The sequence below is a fragment of the Microbacterium proteolyticum genome (genome assembly GCF_029639405.1).
GTDB lineage: Bacteria > Actinomycetota > Actinomycetes > Actinomycetales > Microbacteriaceae > Microbacterium.
In genome coordinates this window covers 2,319,451-2,343,030 of record NZ_CP121274.1, presented here as the reverse complement: position 1 = coordinate 2,343,030, position 23,580 = coordinate 2,319,451, and the positions used below count along the sequence as shown (strand labels likewise).

The window sequence follows — 23,580 nt, the reverse complement described above, 5'->3', positions numbered from 1 at the left end:
CGACAACCCTCCTACGATACCCGGATGCCGGCTCCCCCGCGACCTGGCCCGGCCATGCGCTCCAGCGGGTTCGCCGCCAGCTTGTCGAGCACTCCCCCGTCGACCAGGCGCCGCGCCGCGGTGTCGGGCTTGCGGCGCGCCTGATCGACGACGCACGCGCCGAACTCCGCCGCGAGCGCGCCGCGCGGATACGCGGTGAGCACCTCCCGCACGAACTCCGGTGGCAGGGCGTCGGGCCGCGCCCCCGAGATGTCCAACGCCGTCGCGGTCTCTAGCAGATACCCCTCGGCATCCATCTCGGGGTCCACGCTCGGCCAGTTGTGCCGCACGACGACGTCGAGCACGCGTTCCCGTCGCGCGCGCTCCCACCCGGCGCCGGCCGTGAGGGCGATGCCCACGTGGCCGCCGGCGTGCTCGTACGACAGGGTGTGGTTGTCGAACTCCGTCACGGTGCCGACGTCGTGCAGCACCGCCGAGACGTAGAGCAGTTCGTGATCGATGTCGGCGATGCCGTCGACGAGCGCGAACGCCTCGGCCCACAGCCACGACCGCAGCGCGTGCGCGGTGATCGCGGGTGACTGGTACTCCTCGGCGAGCGCGAGAGCGCCGCGGCCGGCGAGGGTGTCGGGGACGCGGATGTCGGCGATCTGCACGGTACCTCCTGGGCTGGGATTCCCACTCTTGCGCGCGCGGCCACCGCGCACCCGCGCCGGACGGTCACCTTCCGCCGCCTTCCCGCCAACCAGCCTCGGAACGACGGATGCCACGACCCGTGGGCCGTGGCATCCGGTGTGCTCAGTTGACCGGGGTGGCGTGCCAGATGCGGTCGAGGTAGTCGCGCATCGCCCGGTCGGAGGAGAAGAAGCCGCTGCGCGCGACGTTGAGGATCGCCGAGCGCACCCACGTTTCCTGGTCGGCATAGGCCAGGTCGACCCGCTCCTGCGCGTCGATGTAGGTGCCGAAGTCGGCGAGCGCCATGAACCGGTCGTCGTACAGGAGGTTGGAGATGAGCGGCTCGAAGACCGTCCGGTCGCCGTCCGAGAACGTGCCCGCGGCGATCAGGTCGATCGCCCGGCGCAGGCGTTCGTCCGCCTGGTAGAAGTCGGCGGGACGGTATCCCTCGGCCCACAGCGCCTCCACCTCGGGCTCGCTCATGCCGAACAGGAAGAAGTTGTCGTCGCCGACGAGCTGACGGATCTCGACGTTCGCGCCATCGTCGGTACCGATGGTGAGGGCGCCGTTGAGCGCGAGCTTCATGTTGCCGGTGCCCGAGGCCTCCTTGCCGGCGAGGGAGATCTGCTCGGACAGGTCGGCCGCGGGGATGATGCTCTCGGCGAGGGTGACGTTGTAGTTCGCCGGGTACAGCACCTTCAGGCGCCCCTCGACGCGCGGGTCGGTGTTGACGACCTCGCCCACGGCGTTGATGAGGTGGATGATGTGCTTGGCCATCGCGTATCCGGGGGCGGCCTTGGCACCGAAGAGGAACGTCCGCGGCTGCACGTCCTCCACGTTCACGCGCCCGGACACGATGCCGTCGTACGTGCTCACGATGTGCAGCACCTTGAGCGTCTGCCGCTTGTACTCGTGGAGGCGCTTGATCATGACGTCGAGCAGGTGTCCGTCGTCGAGGGAGGTGCCGTCGCGCGCGGCCAGCACGCGGCTCAGTCGGCGCTTGTTCGCGGCCTTGACCGCGGCGAAGCGCTCACGGAACTCGGGGTCGTCGGCGAACGCCTCGAGCCCGCGCAGACGCTCGAGGTCGACCGTCCAGCCGGCGCCGAGCGTCTCGGTGATGAGGGCCGAGAGCTCGGGGTTCGCGAGCCGCAGGAACCGGCGCGGCGTGACCCCGTTGGTGACGTTCGTGAACTTCTCGGGCCACATCTTCGCGAAGTCCTTCAGGACGTTGTCGCGCAGCAGCTGCGAGTGCAGTTCGGCGACGCCGTTCACCTTGGAACCCGCGACCGTGGCGAGGTAGGCCATCCGCACCGATCGGTAGGGGTGCTCGCCGATGATCGACATGTCGCGGATGAGCATCTCGTCGTCGCCGAAGCGGTCGCGCACCTCGAGCAGGAACTCGTCGTTGATGCGGTAGATGATCTCGAGGTGACGCGGCAGCAGCCGTCCGAGGAGGTCCACCGACCACACCTCCAGCGCCTCCGGCAGCAGCGTGTGGCACGTGTACGCGAAGCACTTCTGGGTGATCGCCCACGCGGCATCCCACTCGAGGTGCTTCTCGTCGATGAGCACGCGCATGAGCTCGGGCACGCCGATGACGGGGTGGGTGTCGTTGAGCTGGAAGATGACGCGCTCGGGCAGCTTCGCCAGATCGAAGCCCTCGGGCAGCACGTTCTCGACGAAGTCGGCGATGGATGCCGCGACGAAGAAGTACTGCTGCTGGAGACGCAGCTCCTTGCCCTGCGGGGTGGAGTCCTCGGGGTAGAGGACCTTCGAGATGTTCTCGGCGAAGGTCTGCGCGCGCACCGACGCGACGTAGTCGCCCGAGTTGAACGTGTGCAGATCGAACGCGTTCGTCGCCACCGCCCGCCACAGGCGCAGGGTGTTCACGCGACCGTTGTGATAGCCGGGGACCATCATGTTGTAGGGCACGGCGAGGACGTTCCACTCGGGCACCCAGCGGGTGCGCTCGACGCCGTCGTCGTCGTAGGTCTCGGTGTGCCCCGCGAACGAGATGGTCTGCGCGGCCTCGGGGTGCGGGAAGTCCCACGGCGAGCCGAGCCGCAGCCACGCGTCCGGCTGCTCGACCTGCTGCCCGTCGGCGAAGGCCTGACGGAAGATCCCGTACTCGTAGCGGATGCCGTAGCCGATCGTGGGGATGCTCATCGTGGCCAGCGAGTCGATGAAGCACGCCGCCAGACGGCCGAGGCCGCCGTTGCCGAGCCCGGGCTCGATCTCCAGCGCACGGAGGTCGGCGATGTCGATGCCGCACTGCGCGAGCGCTTCGGTCGCGATGTCGGTCAGGCGGGCCGCGAGGAGGTTGTTGTCGAGCTGGCGCCCCAGCAGATACTCGGCGGAGAGGTAGCACACCGTCTTGGACTGCTGCGTGCTCTGCTGCGCCTGATCGTCGAGCCAGCGCGCCATGAGGTAGTCGCGGACGGTCCCCGCCAGCGCCAGATACCGGTCGTTGTCGTCGGATGTCGACAGGGCGACACCCTGGTCGAAGTTCAGGTTCTGCAGGAAGCGACGGACGAAGCCGTCGACCGACGCGGGTGGGGCCGCCACGGGCGCGAGCGCGAGCGGGTGGGTGGGGCGGAGCTCGGACGCGGGAGAAGTGATGTCGGGCACCCTCCGACCGTAATGAGAACCGGCCGCACTCGCCAAGAGGGATCGGCTCCGACACAGGATCTTCACCTCGTCGCCGCACAGCCGACGCATGCGCCGGTCAGCGCAGTCCGCACCCGTCGGTGACCTGCGATCGACGCTCGATCAGGTCTTTCGTCCAGTCGAACAGCACCGGCAGGAACCGGGACTTCGGCAGGATCGGGCGCAGGTGGTCGTACCCGGCGTAGGTCGCCCACCGCACCGGTTGACCCTCGGCGCACAGCCGGTCGACGTAGTCCCGCTGGAGTCGGGGCGGGATGACCTCGTCGTCGGCGCCCCACGCGACGAGCATCGGCGTTCCGAGCGGCTGGGTGATGGTGTTCTCGGCGAGGCGTCGGCCCAGCGCCCCCTCGGTGAGATCGGCGCTGTAGAGGGGCCGGTCCTCCGACACCCCCAGGGCCGCGAGGACCGACACCACGACGCCCGGTTCGCTCGGGCACCGCTGGGTCATCTCGAGCACGATCGACCGGGACCCCTCGGCGATGTAGTCGTCGAGCGCGACGTCCGGGTAGGTGCGGGAGTACGGCACGAGCACCCACGACGTGATGACCGACAGCATCGCGTTCGGCGGTCCGGACAGCAGTTCCCGCGCCAGCGCGGGCGGATCGGCGACGGGCGCCACGACCGCGGTGCCGAGCACGTCGATCCCCGGGGCGTACTCGGGAGCGATGGCGGTGGTCCACAGCGCCGCGTGTCCGCCCTGCGAGTGGCCCCACACCACCGTGTCGGGCGACAGTGTCAGATCGGCGCGCAGCTCCCCCGCCGCCAGGACCGCGTCCAGCGACGACCGCGCCTCCCCCTCGCCGATCAGGTAGGGGTAGACCCCCGGCGCACCCTGACCGGAGAAGTCGGATGCCACGACCACCCAGCCCGCCGTGAGCGCCTGCTCGAGCGCGGGGATCGACCACTTCGTCGCCGACGCGTCACGCAGGCTCGGCGCACAGCCCTGCGCGACCCCGGTCGTCCCGTGGTTCCAGACGATGACCGGGCGCGGGCCGGAGGGCGGGTCCTTCGGCACGATGACCAGCGCGCTCGACACGGCCGCCCGGCCCACGGCATCCCGGGTCGTGTAGAGGATCCGTGTGACGTCGCCGTTCTCGGGCAGGCGTCCGAGGTAGGCGTCGGAACGGATGAGTCGGCCGTGCCCGCTCGGCACCTGGGCGGGCGGGTCGTAGAACGCGTCGACCACCGGAGCGCCGTCGTCCAGCCAGTCGTTGAGCCACCAGCCGCCCGCCGCGGTCGCGACGAGGACCAGCGAGAGCGCGTAGCGTCCGGCGGCCGCCCACCCCGCGCGGACGCGTCGGCGCCGGACGGCGCGTTCGGCGTCGAAGGGGGTCGAACGTGGACGGCGGATGCCGACGACCCCGCGCGCGAAGATCCCGACGCCGAACACGATGGTGCGCACACCGAAGACGACGGCCAGCACGAGCACCGTCACGTCGGGCCAGGTGAAGGAGAGCAGTCCAAACGCGACCTGCGCGACCCCCCACGCCAGCGACAGCACGCGCGAGCTCGCCGTCCCACGGGAGACGGCTCGTCCGATCGAGGCCAGGCCGCCGATGACGAGGAGGACCGCGAGCACCGGCGGGAGCAGCTCCAGGCTGCGTCCCAACCACACCAGCACCGCGATGCCCGCCAGGATCCACGCGGCCGACACCGCCCGCGCCCACCAGCCGGCCGGCCGGCCGACGAGTTCGAGCACTCCCATCACCACCGCGCTCGCCCCGACGTAGACGCCCAGGAGCACCAACGAGGTGAGCGGACGCGACACGATCAGCGCCCCGAGCACCACGACGACCGCCCCGACCACCAGCAGCACCCTCGGCGGGGCGTCGCGCACGAGGGCGGGAAGAGCGTTCCACCGGCGCGGCAGCGAACGGCGGGTCACGGGCATCAGGCCATGATAAACACGGCGATGCGGCCCGGCTCTCTCAGTCGAGGTCGGGGTCGCGTCCCGTCCGCTCGCCGGTCTCGAGCGCGGCGATGCGCGCGTGGTCCTGGTCGTCGAGGGCGAAGTCGAACACGTCGCCGTTCTCGCGCAGGCGATCGAGCGAGACGGACTTCGGGAAGACGACGAGGCCACGATCGAGGTGCCACCGGATGACCACCTGGGCCGGTGTCTTGCCGTACCGTGCGGCGATGTCGGCGAGGACGGGTTCGTCGAGCAGCCCGCCGCGGGCCAGCGGCGCCCACGACTCGGTGACGATCCCGTGGGCGGTGTTCCAGTCCACGAGCTCTCGCTGAGGGAACCGCGGGTGCAGCTCGACCTGGTCGATGACCGGCAGCACGCCGGTTTCGTCGCGCAGCCGTTCGATGTGCGTCGCCGAGAAGTTGCTCACGCCGATCGAGGTCGCGCGCCCCTCCTCCCGGAGCCGGACGAGCGCGCGCCACGTGTCGACGTAGCGATCGGCACTCGGGATCGGCCAGTGGATGAGATAGAGGTCGACGCGGTCGAGACCGAGCCGGTCCAGGCTCGCGTCGAACGCCCGCACGGTCGCGTCGAAACCCTGGTCGTCGTTCCAGACCTTGGTGGTGACGAAGACGTCCTCGCGCGCGAGTCCGGAGGCCCGCACGCCCTCGCCGACCTCCCGCTCGTTGCCGTAGAGCGCCGCGGTGTCGATGTGGCGGTAGCCCGCGGCGAGCGCCCCGGCGACGAGATCGGCCGTCACCTCGGACGGGACCTTGTACGTGCCGACGCCGAGCTGCGGGATGGAGGAACCGTCGGACAGGGGCACGCGGGGCGCTGCGATCATGGCATCCACGCTATCCGCCGTCGGCACGCACCGGGCCGCGGTCTCAGCCCTGCAGGCGCGCGAGCGCCTCGGCCACCGGCAGCGTGTCGCGCTCGCCCGTCCGGCGATCCCAGAGCTCGACCTCGCCGTCGGCCGCGCCACGGCCCACGATGAGGATGCGCGGGATGCCGACCAGTTCGGCGTCGCCGAACTTCACGCCGGGCGAGACCTTGGGGCGGTCGTCGTACAGGACGTCGAGACCGGCGGCTTCGAGCTGCTCCGACACCGACGCGGCGAGGTCGAACGCGACCGCATCGCGGCCGGTCGCGACGACGTGCACGTCGAACGGGGCGACCGAGGCGGGCCAGATGAGGCCCTTCGCGTCGTTGTTGAGCTCGGCGATGATCGCGAGGATGCGCGTCACGCCGATGCCGTACGAGCCCATCGTGACGGTGGCGAGCTTGCCGTTCTCGTCGAGCACCTTGAGCCCGAGGGCCTCGGCGTACTTGCGGCCGAGCTGGAACACGTGTCCGATCTCCATGCCGCGCGCGAGCTCCACCGGGCCGGAGCCGTCGGGGGCAGGGTCGCCGGGGCGGACGGTCGCGGCCTCGACGAAGCCGTCGCCCGCGAAGTCGCGGCCCGCGACGAGCGAGTGCACGTGCTTCTGGTCGATGTTGGCACCGGTGATCCAGGCGGTCCCGTCGACCACGCGCGGGTCGAGCAGGTACCGGATGCCGGTCGCCGACTCCTCGCCGAGGACCGGGCCCGTGGGCGACCAGGGTCCGATGTACCCCTTCACCAGGAGCGGGTGCTTCGCGAAGTCCGCCTCGGTGGCGGCCTCGACCTCGGCCGGGGCGAAGGCCACCTCGACGCGCTTGTCATCGACATCGCGGTCGCCGGGGATGCCGACGACGACGATCTCGCGCGTGCCGTCGAGGTGCGTGAGCGCGAGCACGACGTTCTTCAGCGTGTGCGCGGCCGTCCATTCCGCGGCGTCCGCCGTCGCGGGGCCGGCGATGCCGGGCGCGGGGGCGTCCAGGTGCGCGTTGGCGTGGTCGACGAGGGTGGCGATCGTGGGGGTGTTCGGCGAATCGAAGATCACCGGCGCGGGCTGCCCCTCGATGGGGAGCGCCTCGGGGACCTCGGTCGTGAACGCCTCGACGTTCGCGGCGTACCCGCCCGCGGAGCGCACGAACGTGTCCTCGCCGATGGGCGTCGGGTGCAGGAACTCCTCCGACTTCGACCCGCCCATCGCGCCGGCGTCCGCCGCGACGATGACGTACTCGAGCCCGAGGCGCTGGAAGATGCGCTCGTACGCGTCGCGCTGCGCCTGGTACGAGGCATCCAGTCCCGCATCCGTCGCGTCGAACGAGTACGCGTCCTTCATCGTGAACTCGCGGCCGCGCAGGAGCCCGGCGCGGGGCCGTGCCTCGTCGCGGTACTTGTCCTGGATCTGGTAGATCGTCAGCGGCAGGTCCTTGTACGACGAGTACAGGTCCTTCACCAGCAGCGTGAACATCTCCTCGTGCGTCGGGGCGAGGAGGTAGTCGGCGCCCTTGCGGTCCTGCAGGCGGAACAGCGCGTCGCCGTACTCCTCCCAGCGGCCGGTGACCTCGTAGGGCTCACGGGGCAGCAGCGCCGGGAAGTGCACCTCGAAGGCTCCGGCGTTCGCCATCTCCTCGCGGACGACCGTCTCGATCTTGGCCTTGACCCTCAGCCCCAGCGGGAGCCACGCGAAGACGCCCGGGGCGTTGCGACGGATGTAGCCGGCGCGCACGAGCAGGCGGTGGCTCGTGACCTCGGCATCCGAGGGATCTTCGCGGAGCGTGCGGAGGAAGTAGTTCGAGAGACGGGTGACCACGATCATCGAGTCTAGAGCGGTGGATGCCGGGGCTCAGCCGAGCGCGGCGATCACGGCCGCACCGACCTGCCTCATCTCCTCCTCGGTCATGCTCTGGGTTCCCACCGTGAGGGTGTTCGGTCCCGACTGGACCACCAGCACCGATGCCGTGGAGGTGAGGTCCGGCAGGTACCACGCGGCATCCGCTCCCGACACCTCGACGCTCAGGCCCCCGTGCCGGGAGATCGCGTCGAGATCGGGAGATGAGCCCGGGCCGAACATCATGTCGACCACCGTGGTCGTGCCCTCGGGTGCGGAGAGATTGTCCACGGCGCAGTACGCCGCCGCACCGCGTTCGCGGAGCACTTCCCAGTCGAATCCGCGCGGGTAGTAGTCGCCCCGATGGTCGACGATGTCTCCCCGCCCGCGGGCCGCGTCGATCGCGTCACGGATGTCGGCGCACTCCGGCACGGTCCAGGCGCCGGCCGGAAGCGACCGCGCCGTACCCGGGGAGCGAGCCGCCCGTTCCCCCACGGCGTCCGTGAGCGCCTCCAGCTGGGCATTGGTCGATCCCCAGACCATGACCGCCGCGTCGCCGAAGCGATCGACGTACTGGCACGAGAACCCGTCGATGGTGCAGTCCGGCATGATGCCCGCCTGCGATCCGACGGTCTCCGGAACCGCGTCCCAGGGGAAGACCGAGACGCCCACGGCCTGGTACCCGTCGCCCGTGGCGATCCACTGGCACCTCACCCCGCCCAGGACGCCCGCTTCCTGCGCAGGCACCCCGTTCGACAGGGCCATGGGCACCCCGATGATCGCGGACACCGCGGCGTCGTCGAACACGGCCCCGCAGTCGCCGTCGAACGCGATGGCCGGCGTGGGCGCGGTCGGCGTCGGCGTCGGCGTCGGCGTCGGGGTGGCGCTGGGGCTCGGAGTCGAGGTGACGGTCGGGCTCGGTGTCGGAGTGTTCGCGATCGGCGGCGCCGACAGAGTGGAGGTCGCTACCACCGCGCCCGCGATGGCGACGACGAGCACCGCCGCGACTGATCCGGCGATCCACGCGTTGCGATGCGCACCGGCGGGAGCGATGTCGCGCGCCCCGCCCACGATCCGGGCGCGCATCGCTGCGCGCTCATCGGGCGTCAGTTCGTCGTTCACGACAGTGCCCCTTCCCACGCGAGCTCATCGCGCAACTTCGCCTTCGCCCGCGAGAGACGAGATTTGACCGTTCCCGCGGGGATGCCGAGGGCCTGGGCGACCTCCCGCTCGGAGTACCCCTCCAGCACCGACAGCACCACCACCGACTGCTCCCGCTCCGGCAGACGCCGCAACGCCACCATCACCCCGCTGTCGTCCTGATCGTGCGACACCGGCTCAGCCACAGGCGCCCGGTCCAGCAACGCCCGGTACCGCCGCCCCGACCGCTCCAGATTCCGCGCGCAATGCGCCACGGTGTTCAACAACCACGGCAACGGCGACCCCTCCACCAGCCGCACCGACGCACGCTTGCGCCACAGCTCGAAGAACGCGACCGTCACGGCATCCTTCGCATCCTCCCGGTGCGTCAACAGCCGCGACGCATGCCGGAAAACCCGCCCCTCGTACCGATCGAACAGCGCGGCGAGCGCGAGCTCATCCCCCTGGCGCACCCGAGCCCACAGCCCGGCGTCGTCGCTCACCTGTAGACCTGCTCGAAGATCGTTTCGGCGATCCGGGCGGCGATGGCCGGACGCGCCGCCTCTTCCACGGTGTCGAGCAGTTGGTAGCGCACCCAGTTGCCGTCGACGAGGACGTCGACGAAGAAGGTCTCGCCCAAGTCCTGGAACTCGCTCAGACTCTCACCCGATAGCCGGACGCGATCCGTGGACCGACCGCCGGGGGCGTCCACGACGGCGCCCGTGATCGCCACGTCGTACGCCCATTCCCCGCCCGGGAGCCACATGAGTTGGCCGGCGAAGCCGCGCTCCGATTGATCTGCGTCAAGACCTCTGAACTCACAGAACGGGGCGTCCCAGTACCCGTAGAGCATCCACGACTGGAGGCTCCAGCCGCCTTCCAGCTCGGAGGCCACCCGGACATCGGCCAAACCCAGGATCTCGGTGAGACGTTGCGCAGGCAGGATCGTCGCGCAATCCCCGGTGAGCGGCGTGGTGCCGGTGGGCGGCTCCCACAGGGATGCCGATGGAGGAGCGGCGAGCACCTCCGCGCCAAGAGCAGCTCGCACATCATCAACGATCGACGTGACGTTGGAGGCGTTCTGGTCCGACTCGCTGAGCGTCACCTCGACGAGAACGTACGTACCGTCCACGAGTTCGCACGCCTGAGCGCCGTCACAGCCGATCACGCGCGCCTGATCCTCGATCGCCCCCTCTGCCTCGGGCACCAGCGCAATGGTCGCCGAGGTTCCGAGAAGGTCGCCGAACTCGCAGTAGAGCGCCCCCGCCTGCGCGAACGAGTACTCCATCGGACCCGGCTGCCACAAGTTCCCGCGGCGCCGAGGAATGGTGGATGCCACCTCGGGCACGGTACCCCCGAAGATCTCGGCCACCCGCGGCGCGACGTCCCCACAATCGAAGGAGAACCTCGACGTGGGCGAGGTCACTGTGCGCTGAAGCGTCGGGGTCGGGGTCGGTGTCGGGGTCGGGTCGACCGGTGCGACAGTCGCCGTGGCGCTCGGGCTCGGGGTGTTCGCGATCTGCGGTGCCGACAACGTCGACGCCGCCACCACACCACCGGCGATCGCCGCCACCAGCACCGCCGCGACCGATCCGGCGATCCACGCATTCCGGTGAGCGCCGACGGGGGCGATATCCCGCGCCCCGCCCACGATCCGCGCACGCATGGCCGCGCGCTCGTCGGGCGTCAGTTCGTCGTTCATGCCTGCACCCCTTCGCGCGCCAGATCGTCGCGGAGTTTCGCCTTCGCGCGAGCCAGCCGCGACTTCACCGTTCCCGCCGGAACACCCAGGGCCTGGGCGACCTCCCGCTCGGAGTACCCCTCCAGCACCGACAGCACCACCACCGACTGCTCCCGCTCCGGCAGACGCCGCAACGCCACCATCACCCCGCTGTCGTCCTGATCGTGCGACACCGGCTCAGCCACAGGCGCCCGGTCCAGCAACGCCCGGTACCGCCGCCCCGACCGCTCCAGATTCCGCGCGCAATGCGCCACGGTGTTCAACAACCACGGCAACGGCGACCCCTCCACCAGCCGCACCGACGCACGCTTGCGCCACAGCTCGAAGAACGCGACCGTCACGGCATCCTTCGCATCCTCCCGGTGCGTCAACAGCCGCGACGCATGCCGGAAAACCCGCCCCTCGTACCGATCGAACAGCGCGGCGAGCGCGAGCTCATCCCCCTGGCGCACCCGAGCCCACAGCCCGGCGTCGTCATCTTCCACACCCTGTAGTGTCCGCGACTCCCGGATAGGTTCCCGCACGCCGAGCCGATTCGATAACGAAACGACAACGCGCGGCGGACGCGATCCCCGCGACCTAGGGTGAGCACATGCGTCCCCGCTGGATCGCGCTGTTGAGCGCGTCGACCGCCGTCCTCCTGGGCGTGTTGACGTGGGTCGCCATCGGCGCCGGGGTGGGGGCCGGAAACGCCCTCGCGGGGGCCGGGCGGGAGAGCATCGAGGCGTCCCCCGAGTTCACCACGACCGACGTCTTCACGGTCACGAGCGATGCCACCCTCACCCCCACGCCCGACGGGCGGTCGAGCCGGGTCTGGAGCGAGCTCCTGCGGGTGACGACCCCCGAGTTCGCGGCATCCATGATCACCGGGTACGAGACCGGAGACGACCCCGACAGCGACATGCTCGCCTACGTCGCGAGTGCCGACGACCCCACCAAATGGGTGTTCGCCGCGAACCTCGCCTACGCCGACGATCGCGATCTGCTGATGACGACGCTCATCCACGAGTACGCGCACATGCTGAGCCTGGGGGCGGACGACACCGACCCCTCAGCCGTCGAGTGCGCGACCGAATGGGCCGGCGCCGGATGCCTGCTCCCCGGCTCGGACCTCCAGCGCTTCGCCGACCGATTCTGGGCCGGATACGCGGACGCCCCCGCGCGCGACAACGTCGACGCGGACGTGGCGTGGGAGTTCTACCAGGCCCACGAGGACGACTTCGTCAGCGACTACGCAGCGACGAACGTGTCCGAGGACTTCGCCGAGACGTTCACGGCGTACGTGGTCGAACCCGACGCGGATGCCACCGACTCGGTCATCACGCGGAAGTTCGCGTTCTTCGACGCGGTGCCCGAGTACGCCGACGCGCGCGATCGCATCCGCGCCGAGTACGACCTGGTCTGGAGGAACGTACCGTGAGGGGGTGACGACCATCCTCCTCACGGGCTTCGAGCCCTTCGCCGGTGACGCGACCAACCCGTCGGGCGATGCCGTGCGCCTGATCGCCGAACGGTGGGCCGGTCCCGAGACGCTCGTCTCGGAGGTGCTGCCGGTCGAGTTCGCCGGGGCTTCGGCGCGTCTCGGCGCGCTGACCCGCGAGCACTCCCCCGACGTCGTGGTGGCCGTCGGCCTCGCGGGCGGCCGAACGGGCCTCACGCCCGAGCGGGTCGCCATCAACCTCGCGGACGCACGGATCCCCGACAACGTCGGAGACCAGCCGCTCGACCGACCGAGCGTGGCGGGTGCGCCCGCCGCGTACTTCGCCACGCTCCCCGTCAAGGCGATGACCGCCGCGATCGCCGCGGCGGGTGTTCCGGCATCCCTCTCCCACTCCGCCGGCACGTTCGTGTGCAACCACGTGATGTTCACGGCGCTGCACGAGACCGCCGCGGCCCCGGGAATCCGCGCCGGGTTCCTCCACGTGCCGTACGCGAGCGAGAACGCCCCCGACGGCGCGAGCTCACTGCCGCTCGGCGACATCGTGTGGGGGCTCGAGGCGGCCCTCCGGGCGGCGGTCGACTCTCCGGTGGACGCCGCGCTTCCGGGCGGCACGCTCCACTGAGCGCGGCTCAGGCCGCCCGTCGCCGCCCCGCGTGCAGCACCGTGCGCACCAGCAGCCCGGCCAGCAACGCCCAGAACGCCGCGCTGACCCCGGCCACCGCGACGCCCGAGGCCGCGACGAGGAACGTCACCACGGCCGGCATCCGCTCGCCCGGGTCGTCGATCGCCTGCTGGATGGCCGAGCCGAACGCGGCGAAGAGCGCGACCCCCGCGACCGCGGGGATCACGCCCGCGGGGGCGAGCAGCACGAGCGCGGCGAAAGCCGATGAGAGACCGGCGAGCACGAGGTAGGACCCGCCCGCGGAGATGCTCGCGAGCCAGCGGCGCCGCGGGTCGGGGTGCGAGTCGGGGCCGGCCGCGATCGCGGCGCTGATCGCGCCGAGGTTGATCGCGTGCGCCCCGGCGGTCGCTCCGAGTGCCGACCCGAGGCCCGTGACGATCATGGCCGGACGCCACGGCACCGTGTACCCGAGGCTCCGCATCACGGCGACGCCGGGGACGTTCTGCGACGCCATGGTCACCACGAACAGGGGCAGACCGATCCCGACCACGGAGCCGAGCGTCAGGGTGGGCGCCACGAACTCGACACGGGGCACGAGGGTCGTGGCATCCACCCGCGCGCCCGATTGCACGATGCCCACCACGATCACGACGGTGGCGGCCACGAACGCCAGCGGCACGGCCCAGCGCGGCAGCAGCCGCGCGGCGACGAGCCAGACCACGAGCACGGGAGCCACGCCCCACGGATCCGAGAGCAGCCCGGTGAAGGGGGCCACGCACAGCGGCAGCAGCACGCCCGCGAGCATCGCCTGCGCGATCGACGGCGGGATGCGGGCGATGAGGGCGCCGAGCGGCGGGAAGAAGCCGGCGAGCAGGATCAGGGCCGCCGAGACGAGGAATCCACCGACGACGGCCGGCCACCCGCCGTCCACCGCACCGGTGGCCGCGAGCAGGGCGACCCCGGGGGTCGACCACGCGATGGTGATCGGCATCCGGTACCGCGCACCGACGAAGAGGCATCCGAGACCCACCATGACGCACAGGGCCAGGAGACCGCTGGCGGCCTGGTCGGCCGTCGCGCCGACGGCGCGGAGGCCCGTCAGGACGACCGCGAACGTGCTGGTGAACCCGACGAGGGCCGTCACGACACCCGCGATGAGCGGGCGGGACGCGGGCGCGTCGGAAGCGGGAGAGGCGGTCATACGGCCTCCGACGCTACCGGGTTCCGCAGAACCCGCGTGCGGGCCACGGCCGCACGGGTGGACTCGTCAGGCCGTGATGACCTGTGCGGTGCCGGGGGCGGCGTCGGGGCCCATCTCGTCGGCGAGGCGGTTGGCTTCCTCGATGAGCGTCTGGACGATGTCGGCCTCGGGCACGGTCTTGATGACCTGGCCCTTGACGAAGATCTGCCCCTTGCCGTTTCCGGACGCGACGCCCAGGTCGGCCTCCCGCGCCTCGCCCGGACCGTTCACCACGCAGCCCATGACGGCCACGCGGAGCGGGACGGTCATGTCCTTCAAGCCCTCGGTGACGTTGTCGGCGAGGGAGTACACGTCGACCTGCGCGCGACCGCACGATGGGCACGAGACGATCTCGAGCTTGCGCTCGCGGAGGTTCAGCGACTGCAGGATCTGGTGACCCACCTTGACCTCTTCGGCCGGCGGCGCCGACAGCGAGACGCGGATGGTGTCGCCGATGCCCTCGGAGAGCAGGATGCCGAACGCCGTCGCGCTCTTGATGGTGCCCTGGAACGCCGGCCCCGCCTCGGTCACACCGAGGTGCAGGGGCCAGTCGCCCCGCTCGGCGAGCAGGCGGTACGCCTTCACCATCACGATGGGGTCGTTGTGCTTGACCGAGATCTTGAAGTCGTGGAAGTCGTGCTCCTCGAACAGCGACGCCTCCCACACCGCGCTCTCCACGAGCGCCTCGGGGGTGGCCTTGCCGTACTTCTCGAGCAGGCGGCGGTCGAGCGACCCGGCGTTCACGCCGATGCGGAGCGACACGCCGGCGTCCTTGGCGGCCTTGGCGATCGCGCCGACCTGGTCGTCGAACTTGCGGATGTTCCCCGGGTTCACGCGTACCGCGCCGCACCCGGCGTCGATCGCCTGGAACACGTACTTCGGCTGGAAGTGGATGTCGGCGATGACCGGGATCTGGCTCTTCTTCGCGATGATGTGCAGCACATCGGCGTCGTCCTGCGACGGCACCGCCACGCGCACGATCTCGCAGCCGGATGCCGTCAACTCGGCGATCTGCTGCAGCGTGGCGTTGATGTTCGTGGTGGGCGTCGTCGTCATCGACTGGACGCTGACGGGAGCGTCACCGCCGACGAGGACCTTGCCGACCTTGATCTGACGGGTCTTGCGACGAGGCGCGAGGACCTCCGGCACGCGGGGCATCCCGATGTTCACTGCAGGCACGCCCACAGCCTACGCCGCCGCACCCGGGCGGGGGCTGAGGGCCGCTCTGTGATAAATTCGGCGCCATGCGCGCGTATACCGGCTGGTGGCCCACCGTCTAGGCGGTGAGCACGCGTGCGACAGACCGCCCTCCCTCGGGATCGGGGCGGTTTTCGTGTTTCCGGCGGCCGCTCCGGACCTTCGATCACTGACGGAAGTACTTCGATGACCGGGCCCGACCCCTCCTCCTTGATCCACGACCTCCTCACCGGCAGTGCGCCGTTCGCGCTCATCGCCCGCGACGACGCGACCGTCGAGCTGCTCACCGGCACCGTCGTCGATGTCGAGCTGCTGGCCGACATCCCGCTCGTCGACGCCGACGGCCTCCCGCGCGAGGTGCTCGCACTCGTCCCCTTCCGTCAAGTGCGCGAGCGCGGCTTCGTGTGTCACGACGACGGCGCACCGCTGCGCTGCCTCGTGATCGACAAGCGGATGCCGCTCCCCCGCGCCGAGGTTTTGGCATCCCTGCCCGCCACCCCGGTCGCCCTGGAGGGGGCGGGGTTCGACATCGGCGACGAGGCGTACGCCGACATCGTCCGCCGGGTGATCGCCGACGAGATCGGGCGCGGCGAGGGGGCGAACTTCGTCATCCGTCGCGATTTCGTCGCCGGGGTCGACGCCGATCCGCGCGAGGCCGCCCTGACGTGGTTCCGTGCGCTGCTCGAGCATGAGAAGGGCGCCTACTGGACGTTCGCCGTCGTGACGCCGGGCCACGTCGCCGTGGGGGCCAGCCCCGAGGCGCACGTCAGCGCCCGCGACGGCATCGTGACGATGAACCCCATCTCCGGCACGTTCCGCCACCCGCAGGGCGGCGCGACGGCCGAGACGCTCGCGGAGTTCCTGCGCTCGACCAAGGAGACCGAGGAGCTCTTCATGGTCGTCGACGAGGAGCTGAAGATGATGAGCGCCGTCTGCAGCGACGGCGGCCGAATCACCGGACCCCATCTGAAAGAGATGTCGCGCCTGACGCACACCGAGTACATGCTGCGGGGGCGGAGCACGCTCGACCCGCGCGACATCCTTCGCGAGACGATGTTCGCACCGACCGTGACCGGTTCCCCGATGCAGAACGCGTGCACGGTGATCGCCCGGTACGAGACGACCCCGCGCGGCTACTACTCCGGCGTCGCCGCCCTCTTCACCCCGAACGGCGCGACCGAGGGCCCCACGCACGACCTCGACGCCCCGATCCTCATCCGCACCGCCTACCTCGTCGACGGCCGCCTGCGCGTCCCGGTCGGCGCGACGCTCGTGCGCCACTCCGACCCGTACGGCGAGGTCGGCGAGACGCACGGGAAGGCCGCCGGCGTGCTGGGCGCGATCGGCGCGATCCCGCGCGACGCGGCCCCCGCGGCCGACCCCGACGCCGATCCCGACGCGCCGGTCGCCCCGCGCCGCCCGCTCGCCGAGGATCCCGCGATCGCCGAGCTGCTGGCATCCCGCAACGACCGCCTCGCTCCGTTCTGGATGAACCCGCAGGACCCCGACGGTTCGGGTCCCTTCGCCGGGCGCACGGCGCTGGTGGTGGATGCCGAGGACCGCTTCACCACGATGCTCGCCCACCAGCTGCGCCACCTCGGGCTCGACGCCCGGATCGTGCACTGGTCCGAAGCGACCCCGGCCGAGGTGGATGCCGCCGACCTCGTCGTCGCAGGGCCCGGTCCGGGCGACCCTCGGGATGACGCGAGCGACCGCATCTCCGCGATGCACCACGTCGTCTCCCGCCGGCTCTTCCGCCGCGCTCCCCTGCTCGCGGTGTGCTTGAGCCACCAGATCCTCGCCGACCAGCTGGGCATCGATCTCGCGCCCCTCGCGCAGCCGCACCAGGGTCTGCAAAAGAGCGTCGACGTGTTCGGCGAGGACGCGTCGATCGGGTTCTACAACACGTTCACGGCGCGGGTCGCCCCCGGAACGACCGAGCGCGGGATCACGTTCGGGTCGGTCACGGCCGTCGCCGAGCCGACCGACGCGGTGTCCAACCTGCCCGCGGGCGACCGCGACATTCCGGTCGATGTCGCGGCGGATCCGGTCACCGGCGACGTCTACGCCCTGCGCGGCGAGCGCTTCTCGAGCGTCCAGGGCCACCTGGAGTCGATCCTGTCGCGCGACGGCATGCGCACCCTGGAGCGTCTGATCGCCGCCGCGCTCTGACGTCGGGGGTCCCGCCTCAGAAGAGCTGGATCGGGTTGAAGACGTCGGCGAGGAACAGGATGCCGCCCATCCCGACGAGCAGGATCACCACGACGAAGGTCACGGGCACGAGCTTGGTGGCATCCACCGGCCGTGCGACCTTGCCGCGCACGCGGGCGAACCAGCGCTTGAGGCCGTCCCACAGGGCGACGACGACGTGTCCGCCGTCCAGCGGCAGCAGCGGGATCAGGTTGAACACGAACAGCGCGATGTTCAGCGACGCGAGAAGGGAGACGATCGCCTGGACGCGGGCGAGGATCGGAGCGTCGACCGCGGCGAACTCGCCGGCGAGGCGGCCGGCGCCCACGACGCTCAGCGGACCGTTCGGGTCGCGGGGCTGGCCGGTGAACAGGTCCACCGCGGTGTCGTAGACGCGCACGGGCAGCTGGGTCATGATCTGCGCCACCTGGCCGACCTGCTGGATCGTCGCCTCGGGGCCGTACCAGATGGGCTGCGGCACGAGAGCCGACTGCGGGCTGAGGCCCGCGAAGCCGACCGTCTGATACTCGGGCGACCCGGCGGCATCCAGGACGGGACGCCCGGTGGCATCCGTCACGGCCCGGTTCGACGTCGCCGGAGTGATCGTCACCGTCTGCTGCGCACCGTCCCGTTCGATGACGACGGGCAGCGCCTGACCCGGCGAACGCTGGATGATCGCGGCCATCTCGTCGAACGTCGAGACCGGGGTGTCGTCGACCGAGACGATGACGTCACCGGGAAGGATGCCGGCGGCCGCCGCCGGGGCGACCGGGTCGGTCGAGGCGCAGTCGGTGCGGTTGTCGCTCGCGGGGATCACGCACTGCGAGACGGAGGCAACCGTCGTCGTTCCCTGTGTCACGCCGATGGCGCTTACGGCGATGGCCGACAGCACGAAGGCGAGGATCAGGTTCATCACCGGCCCGCCGAGCATGATGACGATGCGCTTCCAGACCGGCAGCTTGTAGAAGACGCGGTCGGTGCCCGCGATCATCGTCTCGGCGTTCGCGTCGCGCGCGTCCTGGATCATCGTCGCGAACAGCCGCGAGCGACGCGTGGGCTGCGCATCGCCGTCGGGGGCGGGCGGGTACATGCCCGACATCGAGATGAATCCGCCGAGCGGAAGAAGCTTGAATCCGTACTCGGTCTCGCCGATGCGGCGCGACCACAGCGTGGGGCCGAACCCGATCATGTACTGGCCGACGCGCACGCCGAACAGCTTCGCGGGCAGCAGGTGCCCGATCTCGTGCAGGGCGATCGAGACGGCCAGGCCGATCACGAGCACGAGCACGCCGATGAGGAAGGCGATCGCGGTCACCCGCCGACGATACCGCCACGGCCCTTGGAACCTCCCGTGCGCCGCCGATGCGGGGCCTGTGCGGGGTCGGATGAGACAATGGAGAGGATGCCGATTGACACGCCCTCCCATCTCCCGCCCGTCCTCCGGCCGGAGCACCCGCCGCGCCGCCACCTCTCGGAGCTGGCCCGCCGTTTCGGCGAGCGCAGCGTCGGCGAGGTCGAGGGCACCGTCCTCACGGGCATCACCCTGGCCACGGCGGATCTGCGCGCCGGAGAGGCGTTCGTCGCGATCCGCGGCGTCAACCGTCACGGTGCGGAGTTCGTCGCCGCCGCGGCCGAGCGTGGCGCCGTCGCGGTCATCACCGACGAGGCCGGCGCCGAGATCGCCGCGGAAGCGGGAGTCCCGATCGTCGTGGTCGCCGATCCCCGCGCGCTCCTCGGCGACCTGTCCGCGTGGGTGTACGGCACCGGACCCGAAGACGATCTGCCGCAGCTCCTGGCCACCACCGGCACGAACGGCAAGACCAGCGTGTCGCATCTGCTCGAAGGCATCCTGGGTCAGCTCGGGGTCGTCACGGGACTGTCGTCCACGGCCGAGCGCCACATCGCCGGCGAGGTCATCGTGTCGCGGCTCACGACGCCCGAGGCATCCGAGTTCCACGCCCTGCTGGCGCTCATGCGCGAGCGCGGGGTCCAGGCGGTCGCCGTCGAGGTGAGCGCGCAGGCCCTCACGCGACACCGCGTCGACGGCCTCCTGTTCGACATCGCCGGCTTCACGAACCTCACGCACGACCACCTCGACGACTACGCCGACATGCGCGAGTACTTCGAGGCCAAGCTCCCCCTGTTCCGCTCGGACCGCTCGCGTCGCGGCGTCGTGTGCCTCGATTCCCCCGCGGGTGCCGAGATCGCGGCGCGTGCCGACATCCCCGTCGTCACGATCGTCACGCCCGCGATCGCCGCCGATCCCACCGCCGGCGCGGACTGGACCGTCGAGATCGTCGACGAGCGCCAGGACGGCACCGAGTTCACGCTCCGTGACCGTGACGGGCGTTCGCTGACGACCGTGGTCCCGGTGATCGGACGCCACATGGCGGCGAACGCGGGCCTCGCGATCGTCATGCTGCTCGAGGCCGGTCACACGTGGGAGGCGCTGACCGGCGCCCTCCACGGCGGCCGGATCGCGGCATCCCTCCCCGGACGCACGCAGCTGGTGTCCGGACCCTCAGGACCTGCGGTGTACGTCGACTTCGGCCACTCCCCCGACGCGTTCGAGAAGACGCTCGCCGCGGTGCGACGCGTCACGCCCGGGCGCGTCGTGATGCTCTTCGGCGCCGACGGCGACCGCGATGCGACGAAGCGCCACGACATGGGCCGCACGGCCGTCGAGGGCAGCGACATCCTGATCGTCACCGACCACCACCCCCGGCACGAGAATCCGGATGCCATCCGGGAGGTGCTCGTCGAAGGGGCACGCCGCGCGCAGCCCGACGCCGAGATCCACGAGTTCACCCCGCCCGAGCGCGCGATCCTCGAGGCCGTCGCGCTCGTCGGGGAGGGCGACGCGATCCTGTGGGCCGGCCCCGGTCACCAGGACTACCGCGACATCCGCGGGGTGCGGACGCCCTACTCGGCCCGCGAGCTCTCCCGCCGCGCGCTCCGCGCCGCCGGCTGGCCGGTGCCCGATCCGCAGTGGCCGGTGCCGTACCCGACCGACCGCACGCCGTCGTCCGACCCCGAGCGCCCGGTCGAATTCCCCGCCTGACCCCGTCCCCGGCCGCGCGAGCTCGCGCCCCCGGCCCCGCTGACGCGCGCGCGTCAGCGCGCGGCGATGACCGCGTCGGCCGTTCGGCGCGCCCACGCCTCCGCCTCGGCCAGGGATTCCCGCGTCAGCGTGTCGGGGGCTTCGTGCCGCTCCACCACGCGTTCGATGACCTCGACGATTTCGAGGAAGCTCAGACGCCCCTCGTGGAACGCGTCCACCGCCTGCTCGTTCGCGGCGTTGAACACCGCGGGGTACGTGCGCCCCGCGCGCCCGACGCGCTTGGCGAGGGCGACCGAGCCGAAGGCCTTCTCGTCGAGGGGCTCGAACGTCCACTGCGTCGCGGTCGTCCAGTCGAGGGGGACTCCGACGCCCGCGATGCGGTGCGGCCAGTCCAGACCGAGCGAGATGGGCAGGCGCATATCGGGGGGCGAGGCCTGCGCGATCGTCGACCCGTCGAGGAATTCCACCATCGAATGCACGACCGACTGCGGGTGGACGACGACGTCGATGCGCTCGTAGGGCACGTCGAACAGCAGGTGCGCCTCGATGACTTCGAGCCCCTTGTTGACCAGGGTCGCGGAGTTCGTCGTGACGACGCGCCCCATGTCCCACGTCGGGTGGGCGAGCGCCTGCGCCGGAGTCACCTCCGCCAACTCGTCGCGGGAGCGCCCGCGGAAAGGGCCACCGGATGCCGTGAGCACCAGCCGCCGGACCTCGTCCGGTTCCCCCGAGCGCAGCGCCTGGGCGATCGCGGAGTGCTCCGAATCGACGGGGACGATCTGCCCCGGCGCGGCCAGTCGTGTGACGAGGTCGCCGCCGACGATCAGCGACTCCTTGTTCGCCAGCGCGAGCGTGCGCCCCTCTTCCAGCGCCGCGAGAGTCGGCCCGAGACCGACCGATCCGGTGATGCCGTTGAGCACCACATCGGCCGCGATGTCACGGACGAGCTGTTCGGCCTCGACGGCTCCGAGGGCGACGGCGTCGACGCCGAACTCCGCCGCCTGCGCCTCGACGCCCGCGCGGTCGCTGCCCGCGGCGAGGCCGACGACCTCGAACCGATCGGAGTTGGCCCGGATGACGTCGAGGGCCTGGGTGCCGATCGAACCGGTGGAGCCGAGGATGACGACGCGACGCATCCGCTCAGCCTACTGAGCGGCGGCCTCCGCGTGCTGGACGCCGAGGATGTCGATGACGAACACCAGCGGCGCGTTGGCGGGGATGCTGCCCTGGCCGGATTCTCCGTATCCGTCGGATGCCGGCATCACGACGAGGACCTGGGAGCCCACGGTCTGCCCCTCGAGCGCCTTCTGGAAACCGGGCACGACGCCGGTCGTGGCGAACTGCGCGGGAGTGCCGCTGGTCCAGCTGGAGTCGAAGACCGTGCCGTCGTCGTACAGCGCGCCGGTGTACTGGACGATGACCTGGTCGCCGGAGTTCACCACGTCGCCGTCGCCCTGGCGCAGGTTCACCACGCGCGTCTCGGTCGGTGCCGGGGCGTCGGGCATCGTGATGGTCGGGGCGCCCGCGTCGTCGAACGTCACCGTGGGCATGCCCTCGGCGGGCGCGACCTCGGTGCCGGTGGCGCGGGTCGGGAGCTCTTCGATCGCATCGGCGACGAGAAGGAAGGCGGGCGATCCCTCGCCCAGCACGCCGGCGGGGAAGGCCGAGACCGTGCGCGAACCGATGGTGGCGCACTCGAGGGCCGCACCGAAGATCTGCTGCGAGGAGATGAGGGTGTCCATCCCGTCGGGAGCCGTGGTCTGGGTCTCCAGCTGCACCTCACCGGTGTCGGCATCCACGAGGGTGAAGTTGGCCTTCAGGACGTCTCCGGCGCGCACCTGCTGGCCGGAACCGTCGACGAGCGTGGTGCGCTCGAGTCCTGCGGGCGTGTACCCGTCCGGGATCGTGACGGCGACCTTGCCCTGGAAATCGCCCGTCACCTGGACGTCGCTCGACACCTCACCCTGGGACAGGGCGCTCTGGCAGGTTCCCGCGTCGGCGGAACCACTGGCATCCGGGGTCGGGCTGTCGGGGGACGAACCCGTGCACCCCGCCAGGAGGAGCACCGCGGCAGCGGCGACGGACAGGGAAGCGATCGGGCGGATGCGCACGGCAGACCTCTCGGAGACGACGGGAACCGACCCATCATCCCCCATGCGGCTTTGGCGCCGCTGAGAGCCCCATGCACGGGGACGCATGCGGCGCGCAGTAGCCTCGACGAGTGAGTTCCGACGAACCGGGCGGCACCCCCACCGTCCCACCGAAGCAGATGGGCGCGGCCTACGGCCTCGGGCGCTTCTTCATCGCGCCGCTCGCCCGGGCCGTGTACCGGCCACGTGTCGAGGGGCGGGACAACGTCCCGCGGACCGGCCCCGTGATCTTCGCCAGCAACCACCTGTCGTTCATCGATTCGATCGCGATCCCCGTGGCCTCGCCGCGCCCCGTGCACTTCCTCGCGAAGTCGGCGTACTTCGAGAAGTGGGCGTCGCGTCAGTTCTTCACCGCCATTGGCGCGATCCCGGTCGAGCGCGGCGCCGGACAGGCTGCCCTCGACGCCCTCGACCAGCAGCGTGCGCTGCTTGAGGACGGGCGCGCGGTGGCGCTCTATCCCGAGGGCACGCGCTCGCTTGATGGTCGCCTCTACAAGGGCCGGACGGGCGTGGCTTTCCTCGCGCTGCAGACCGGCGCTCCGGTCGTCCCCGTCGGCCTGATCGGCACCGACAAGGTCATGCCGGTCGGAGCCAAGGTCCCCTCCACGAAGGAACGGATCACCGTCCGTTTCGGCGAGGCGCTCGACCTGTCCCCCCATGGCGTGGCCTCCTCCGGCCGGGCACGACGCGGAGCGACCGACGAGATCATGGCGGCCATCCACGCCCTCAGCGAGCAGGAACTGTCCAACGCCTACAACGAGGCCCCCGCGCAGAATCCGATCGATCGGATCAAGCAGGTCCTCCCGCACGAGCGCATCTGAGCGGACGCCCTTGACGTGGCGGCCCTCTGC

At 71.0% G+C, this 23,580-nt stretch carries 19 protein-coding genes; 5 read left to right on the top strand and 14 right to left on the bottom strand.

Annotated elements, in window-relative coordinates; all coding sequences use genetic code 11:
- Positions 1-11: 11 nt before the first annotated feature.
- The 9 genes from P8R59_RS11775 to P8R59_RS11735 all read right to left on the bottom strand — a co-directional run bounded on the left by P8R59_RS11775 (position 12) and on the right by P8R59_RS11735 (position 11,313).
- Positions 12-653 carry an HD domain-containing protein gene (locus tag P8R59_RS11775; protein WP_278101226.1) on the bottom strand — a complete coding sequence of 214 codons (642 nt, stop codon included), beginning with the start codon at positions 651-653 and terminating at the stop codon, positions 12-14.
- 142 nt (positions 654-795) lie between these two features.
- Positions 796-3,291 carry a glycogen/starch/alpha-glucan phosphorylase gene (locus P8R59_RS11770; protein WP_431606893.1) on the bottom strand — a complete coding sequence of 832 codons (2,496 nt, stop codon included), beginning with the start codon at positions 3,289-3,291 and terminating at the stop codon, positions 796-798.
- Between the two features lie 106 nt (positions 3,292-3,397).
- On the bottom strand, positions 3,398-5,230 hold the full coding sequence (locus P8R59_RS11765; protein ID WP_278101225.1) for a lipase family protein: 1,833 nt from the start codon (positions 5,228-5,230) through the stop codon (positions 3,398-3,400).
- Positions 5,231-5,267: 37 nt separating this feature from the next.
- Entirely contained in the window at positions 5,268-6,089 is an 822-nt protein-coding gene (locus P8R59_RS11760; protein ID WP_278101224.1) for an aldo/keto reductase, read from the bottom strand.
- Positions 6,090-6,132: 43 nt separating this feature from the next.
- Positions 6,133-7,929: a proline--tRNA ligase gene (locus P8R59_RS11755; RefSeq protein WP_278101223.1), complete on the bottom strand. Its 1,797-nt coding sequence runs from the start codon at positions 7,927-7,929 to the stop codon at positions 6,133-6,135.
- Between the two features lie 33 nt (positions 7,930-7,962).
- Complete coding sequence (locus tag P8R59_RS11750) at positions 7,963-9,069, bottom strand: hypothetical protein (RefSeq protein ID WP_278101222.1); 1,107 nt, start codon at positions 9,067-9,069, stop codon at positions 7,963-7,965.
- Positions 9,066-9,590, bottom strand: a complete 525-nt coding sequence (locus P8R59_RS11745; RefSeq protein ID WP_278101221.1) for an RNA polymerase sigma factor — start codon at positions 9,588-9,590, stop codon at positions 9,066-9,068. The genes P8R59_RS11750 and P8R59_RS11745 overlap by 4 nt, the downstream gene beginning before the upstream one ends.
- Positions 9,587-10,789, bottom strand: a complete 1,203-nt coding sequence (locus P8R59_RS11740) for a hypothetical protein (protein WP_278101220.1) — start codon at positions 10,787-10,789, stop codon at positions 9,587-9,589. The genes P8R59_RS11745 and P8R59_RS11740 overlap by 4 nt, the downstream gene beginning before the upstream one ends.
- Entirely contained in the window at positions 10,786-11,313 is a 528-nt protein-coding gene (locus P8R59_RS11735; protein ID WP_278101219.1) for an RNA polymerase sigma factor, read from the bottom strand. The genes P8R59_RS11740 and P8R59_RS11735 overlap by 4 nt, the downstream gene beginning before the upstream one ends.
- A 107-nt stretch (positions 11,314-11,420) precedes the next feature.
- Between P8R59_RS11735 and P8R59_RS11730 the strand changes: the two genes are divergently transcribed.
- Together P8R59_RS11730 and pcp are read left to right on the top strand one after the other, a co-directional pair.
- Entirely contained in the window at positions 11,421-12,248 is an 828-nt protein-coding gene (locus P8R59_RS11730) for an NADH:ubiquinone oxidoreductase subunit 4 (chain M) (RefSeq protein WP_278101218.1), read from the top strand.
- A gap of 4 nt (positions 12,249-12,252) precedes the next feature.
- Positions 12,253-12,891: a pyroglutamyl-peptidase I gene (gene pcp, locus P8R59_RS11725; RefSeq protein WP_278101217.1), complete on the top strand. Its 639-nt coding sequence runs from the start codon at positions 12,253-12,255 to the stop codon at positions 12,889-12,891.
- 7 nt (positions 12,892-12,898) lie between these two features.
- On the opposite strand, the gene P8R59_RS11720 is transcribed toward pcp, so the two are convergent.
- Together P8R59_RS11720 and ispG are read right to left on the bottom strand one after the other, a co-directional pair.
- Positions 12,899-14,092 carry a benzoate/H(+) symporter BenE family transporter gene (locus P8R59_RS11720; RefSeq protein WP_278101216.1) on the bottom strand — a complete coding sequence of 398 codons (1,194 nt, stop codon included), beginning with the start codon at positions 14,090-14,092 and terminating at the stop codon, positions 12,899-12,901.
- Positions 14,093-14,158: 66 nt separating this feature from the next.
- Positions 14,159-15,310, bottom strand: a complete 1,152-nt coding sequence (gene ispG / locus P8R59_RS11715) for a flavodoxin-dependent (E)-4-hydroxy-3-methylbut-2-enyl-diphosphate synthase (protein WP_175627553.1) — start codon at positions 15,308-15,310, stop codon at positions 14,159-14,161.
- Between the two features lie 204 nt (positions 15,311-15,514).
- Here ispG and P8R59_RS11710 point away from each other — a divergent pair, with 204 nt between their 5' ends.
- A complete protein-coding gene (locus P8R59_RS11710) occupies positions 15,515-17,500 on the top strand; it encodes an anthranilate synthase family protein (RefSeq protein ID WP_278101215.1) in 1,986 nt (661 codons plus the stop codon).
- Between the two features lie 16 nt (positions 17,501-17,516).
- Here the strand turns inward: P8R59_RS11710 and P8R59_RS11705 are convergent, their stop codons facing one another.
- Positions 17,517-18,833, bottom strand: a complete 1,317-nt coding sequence (locus P8R59_RS11705; protein ID WP_278101214.1) for a M50 family metallopeptidase — start codon at positions 18,831-18,833, stop codon at positions 17,517-17,519.
- 87 nt (positions 18,834-18,920) lie between these two features.
- Here P8R59_RS11705 and P8R59_RS11700 point away from each other — a divergent pair, with 87 nt between their 5' ends.
- Positions 18,921-20,579: a Mur ligase family protein gene (locus tag P8R59_RS11700; protein WP_278101213.1), complete on the top strand. Its 1,659-nt coding sequence runs from the start codon at positions 18,921-18,923 to the stop codon at positions 20,577-20,579.
- A 53-nt stretch (positions 20,580-20,632) separates the two neighbouring features.
- Here P8R59_RS11700 and dxr read toward each other — a convergent pair whose 3' ends face one another.
- Both dxr and P8R59_RS11690 read right to left on the bottom strand, forming a co-directional pair.
- Positions 20,633-21,715, bottom strand: a complete 1,083-nt coding sequence (gene dxr / locus P8R59_RS11695; protein ID WP_278101212.1) for a 1-deoxy-D-xylulose-5-phosphate reductoisomerase — start codon at positions 21,713-21,715, stop codon at positions 20,633-20,635.
- Between the two features lie 9 nt (positions 21,716-21,724).
- Positions 21,725-22,690, bottom strand: a complete 966-nt coding sequence (locus P8R59_RS11690) for an FKBP-type peptidyl-prolyl cis-trans isomerase (protein ID WP_278101211.1) — start codon at positions 22,688-22,690, stop codon at positions 21,725-21,727.
- A 158-nt stretch (positions 22,691-22,848) separates the two neighbouring features.
- Between P8R59_RS11690 and P8R59_RS11685 the strand changes: the two genes are divergently transcribed.
- A complete protein-coding gene (locus P8R59_RS11685; protein ID WP_278103815.1) occupies positions 22,849-23,550 on the top strand; it encodes a lysophospholipid acyltransferase family protein in 702 nt (233 codons plus the stop codon).
- Positions 23,551-23,580 lie beyond the last annotated feature (30 nt).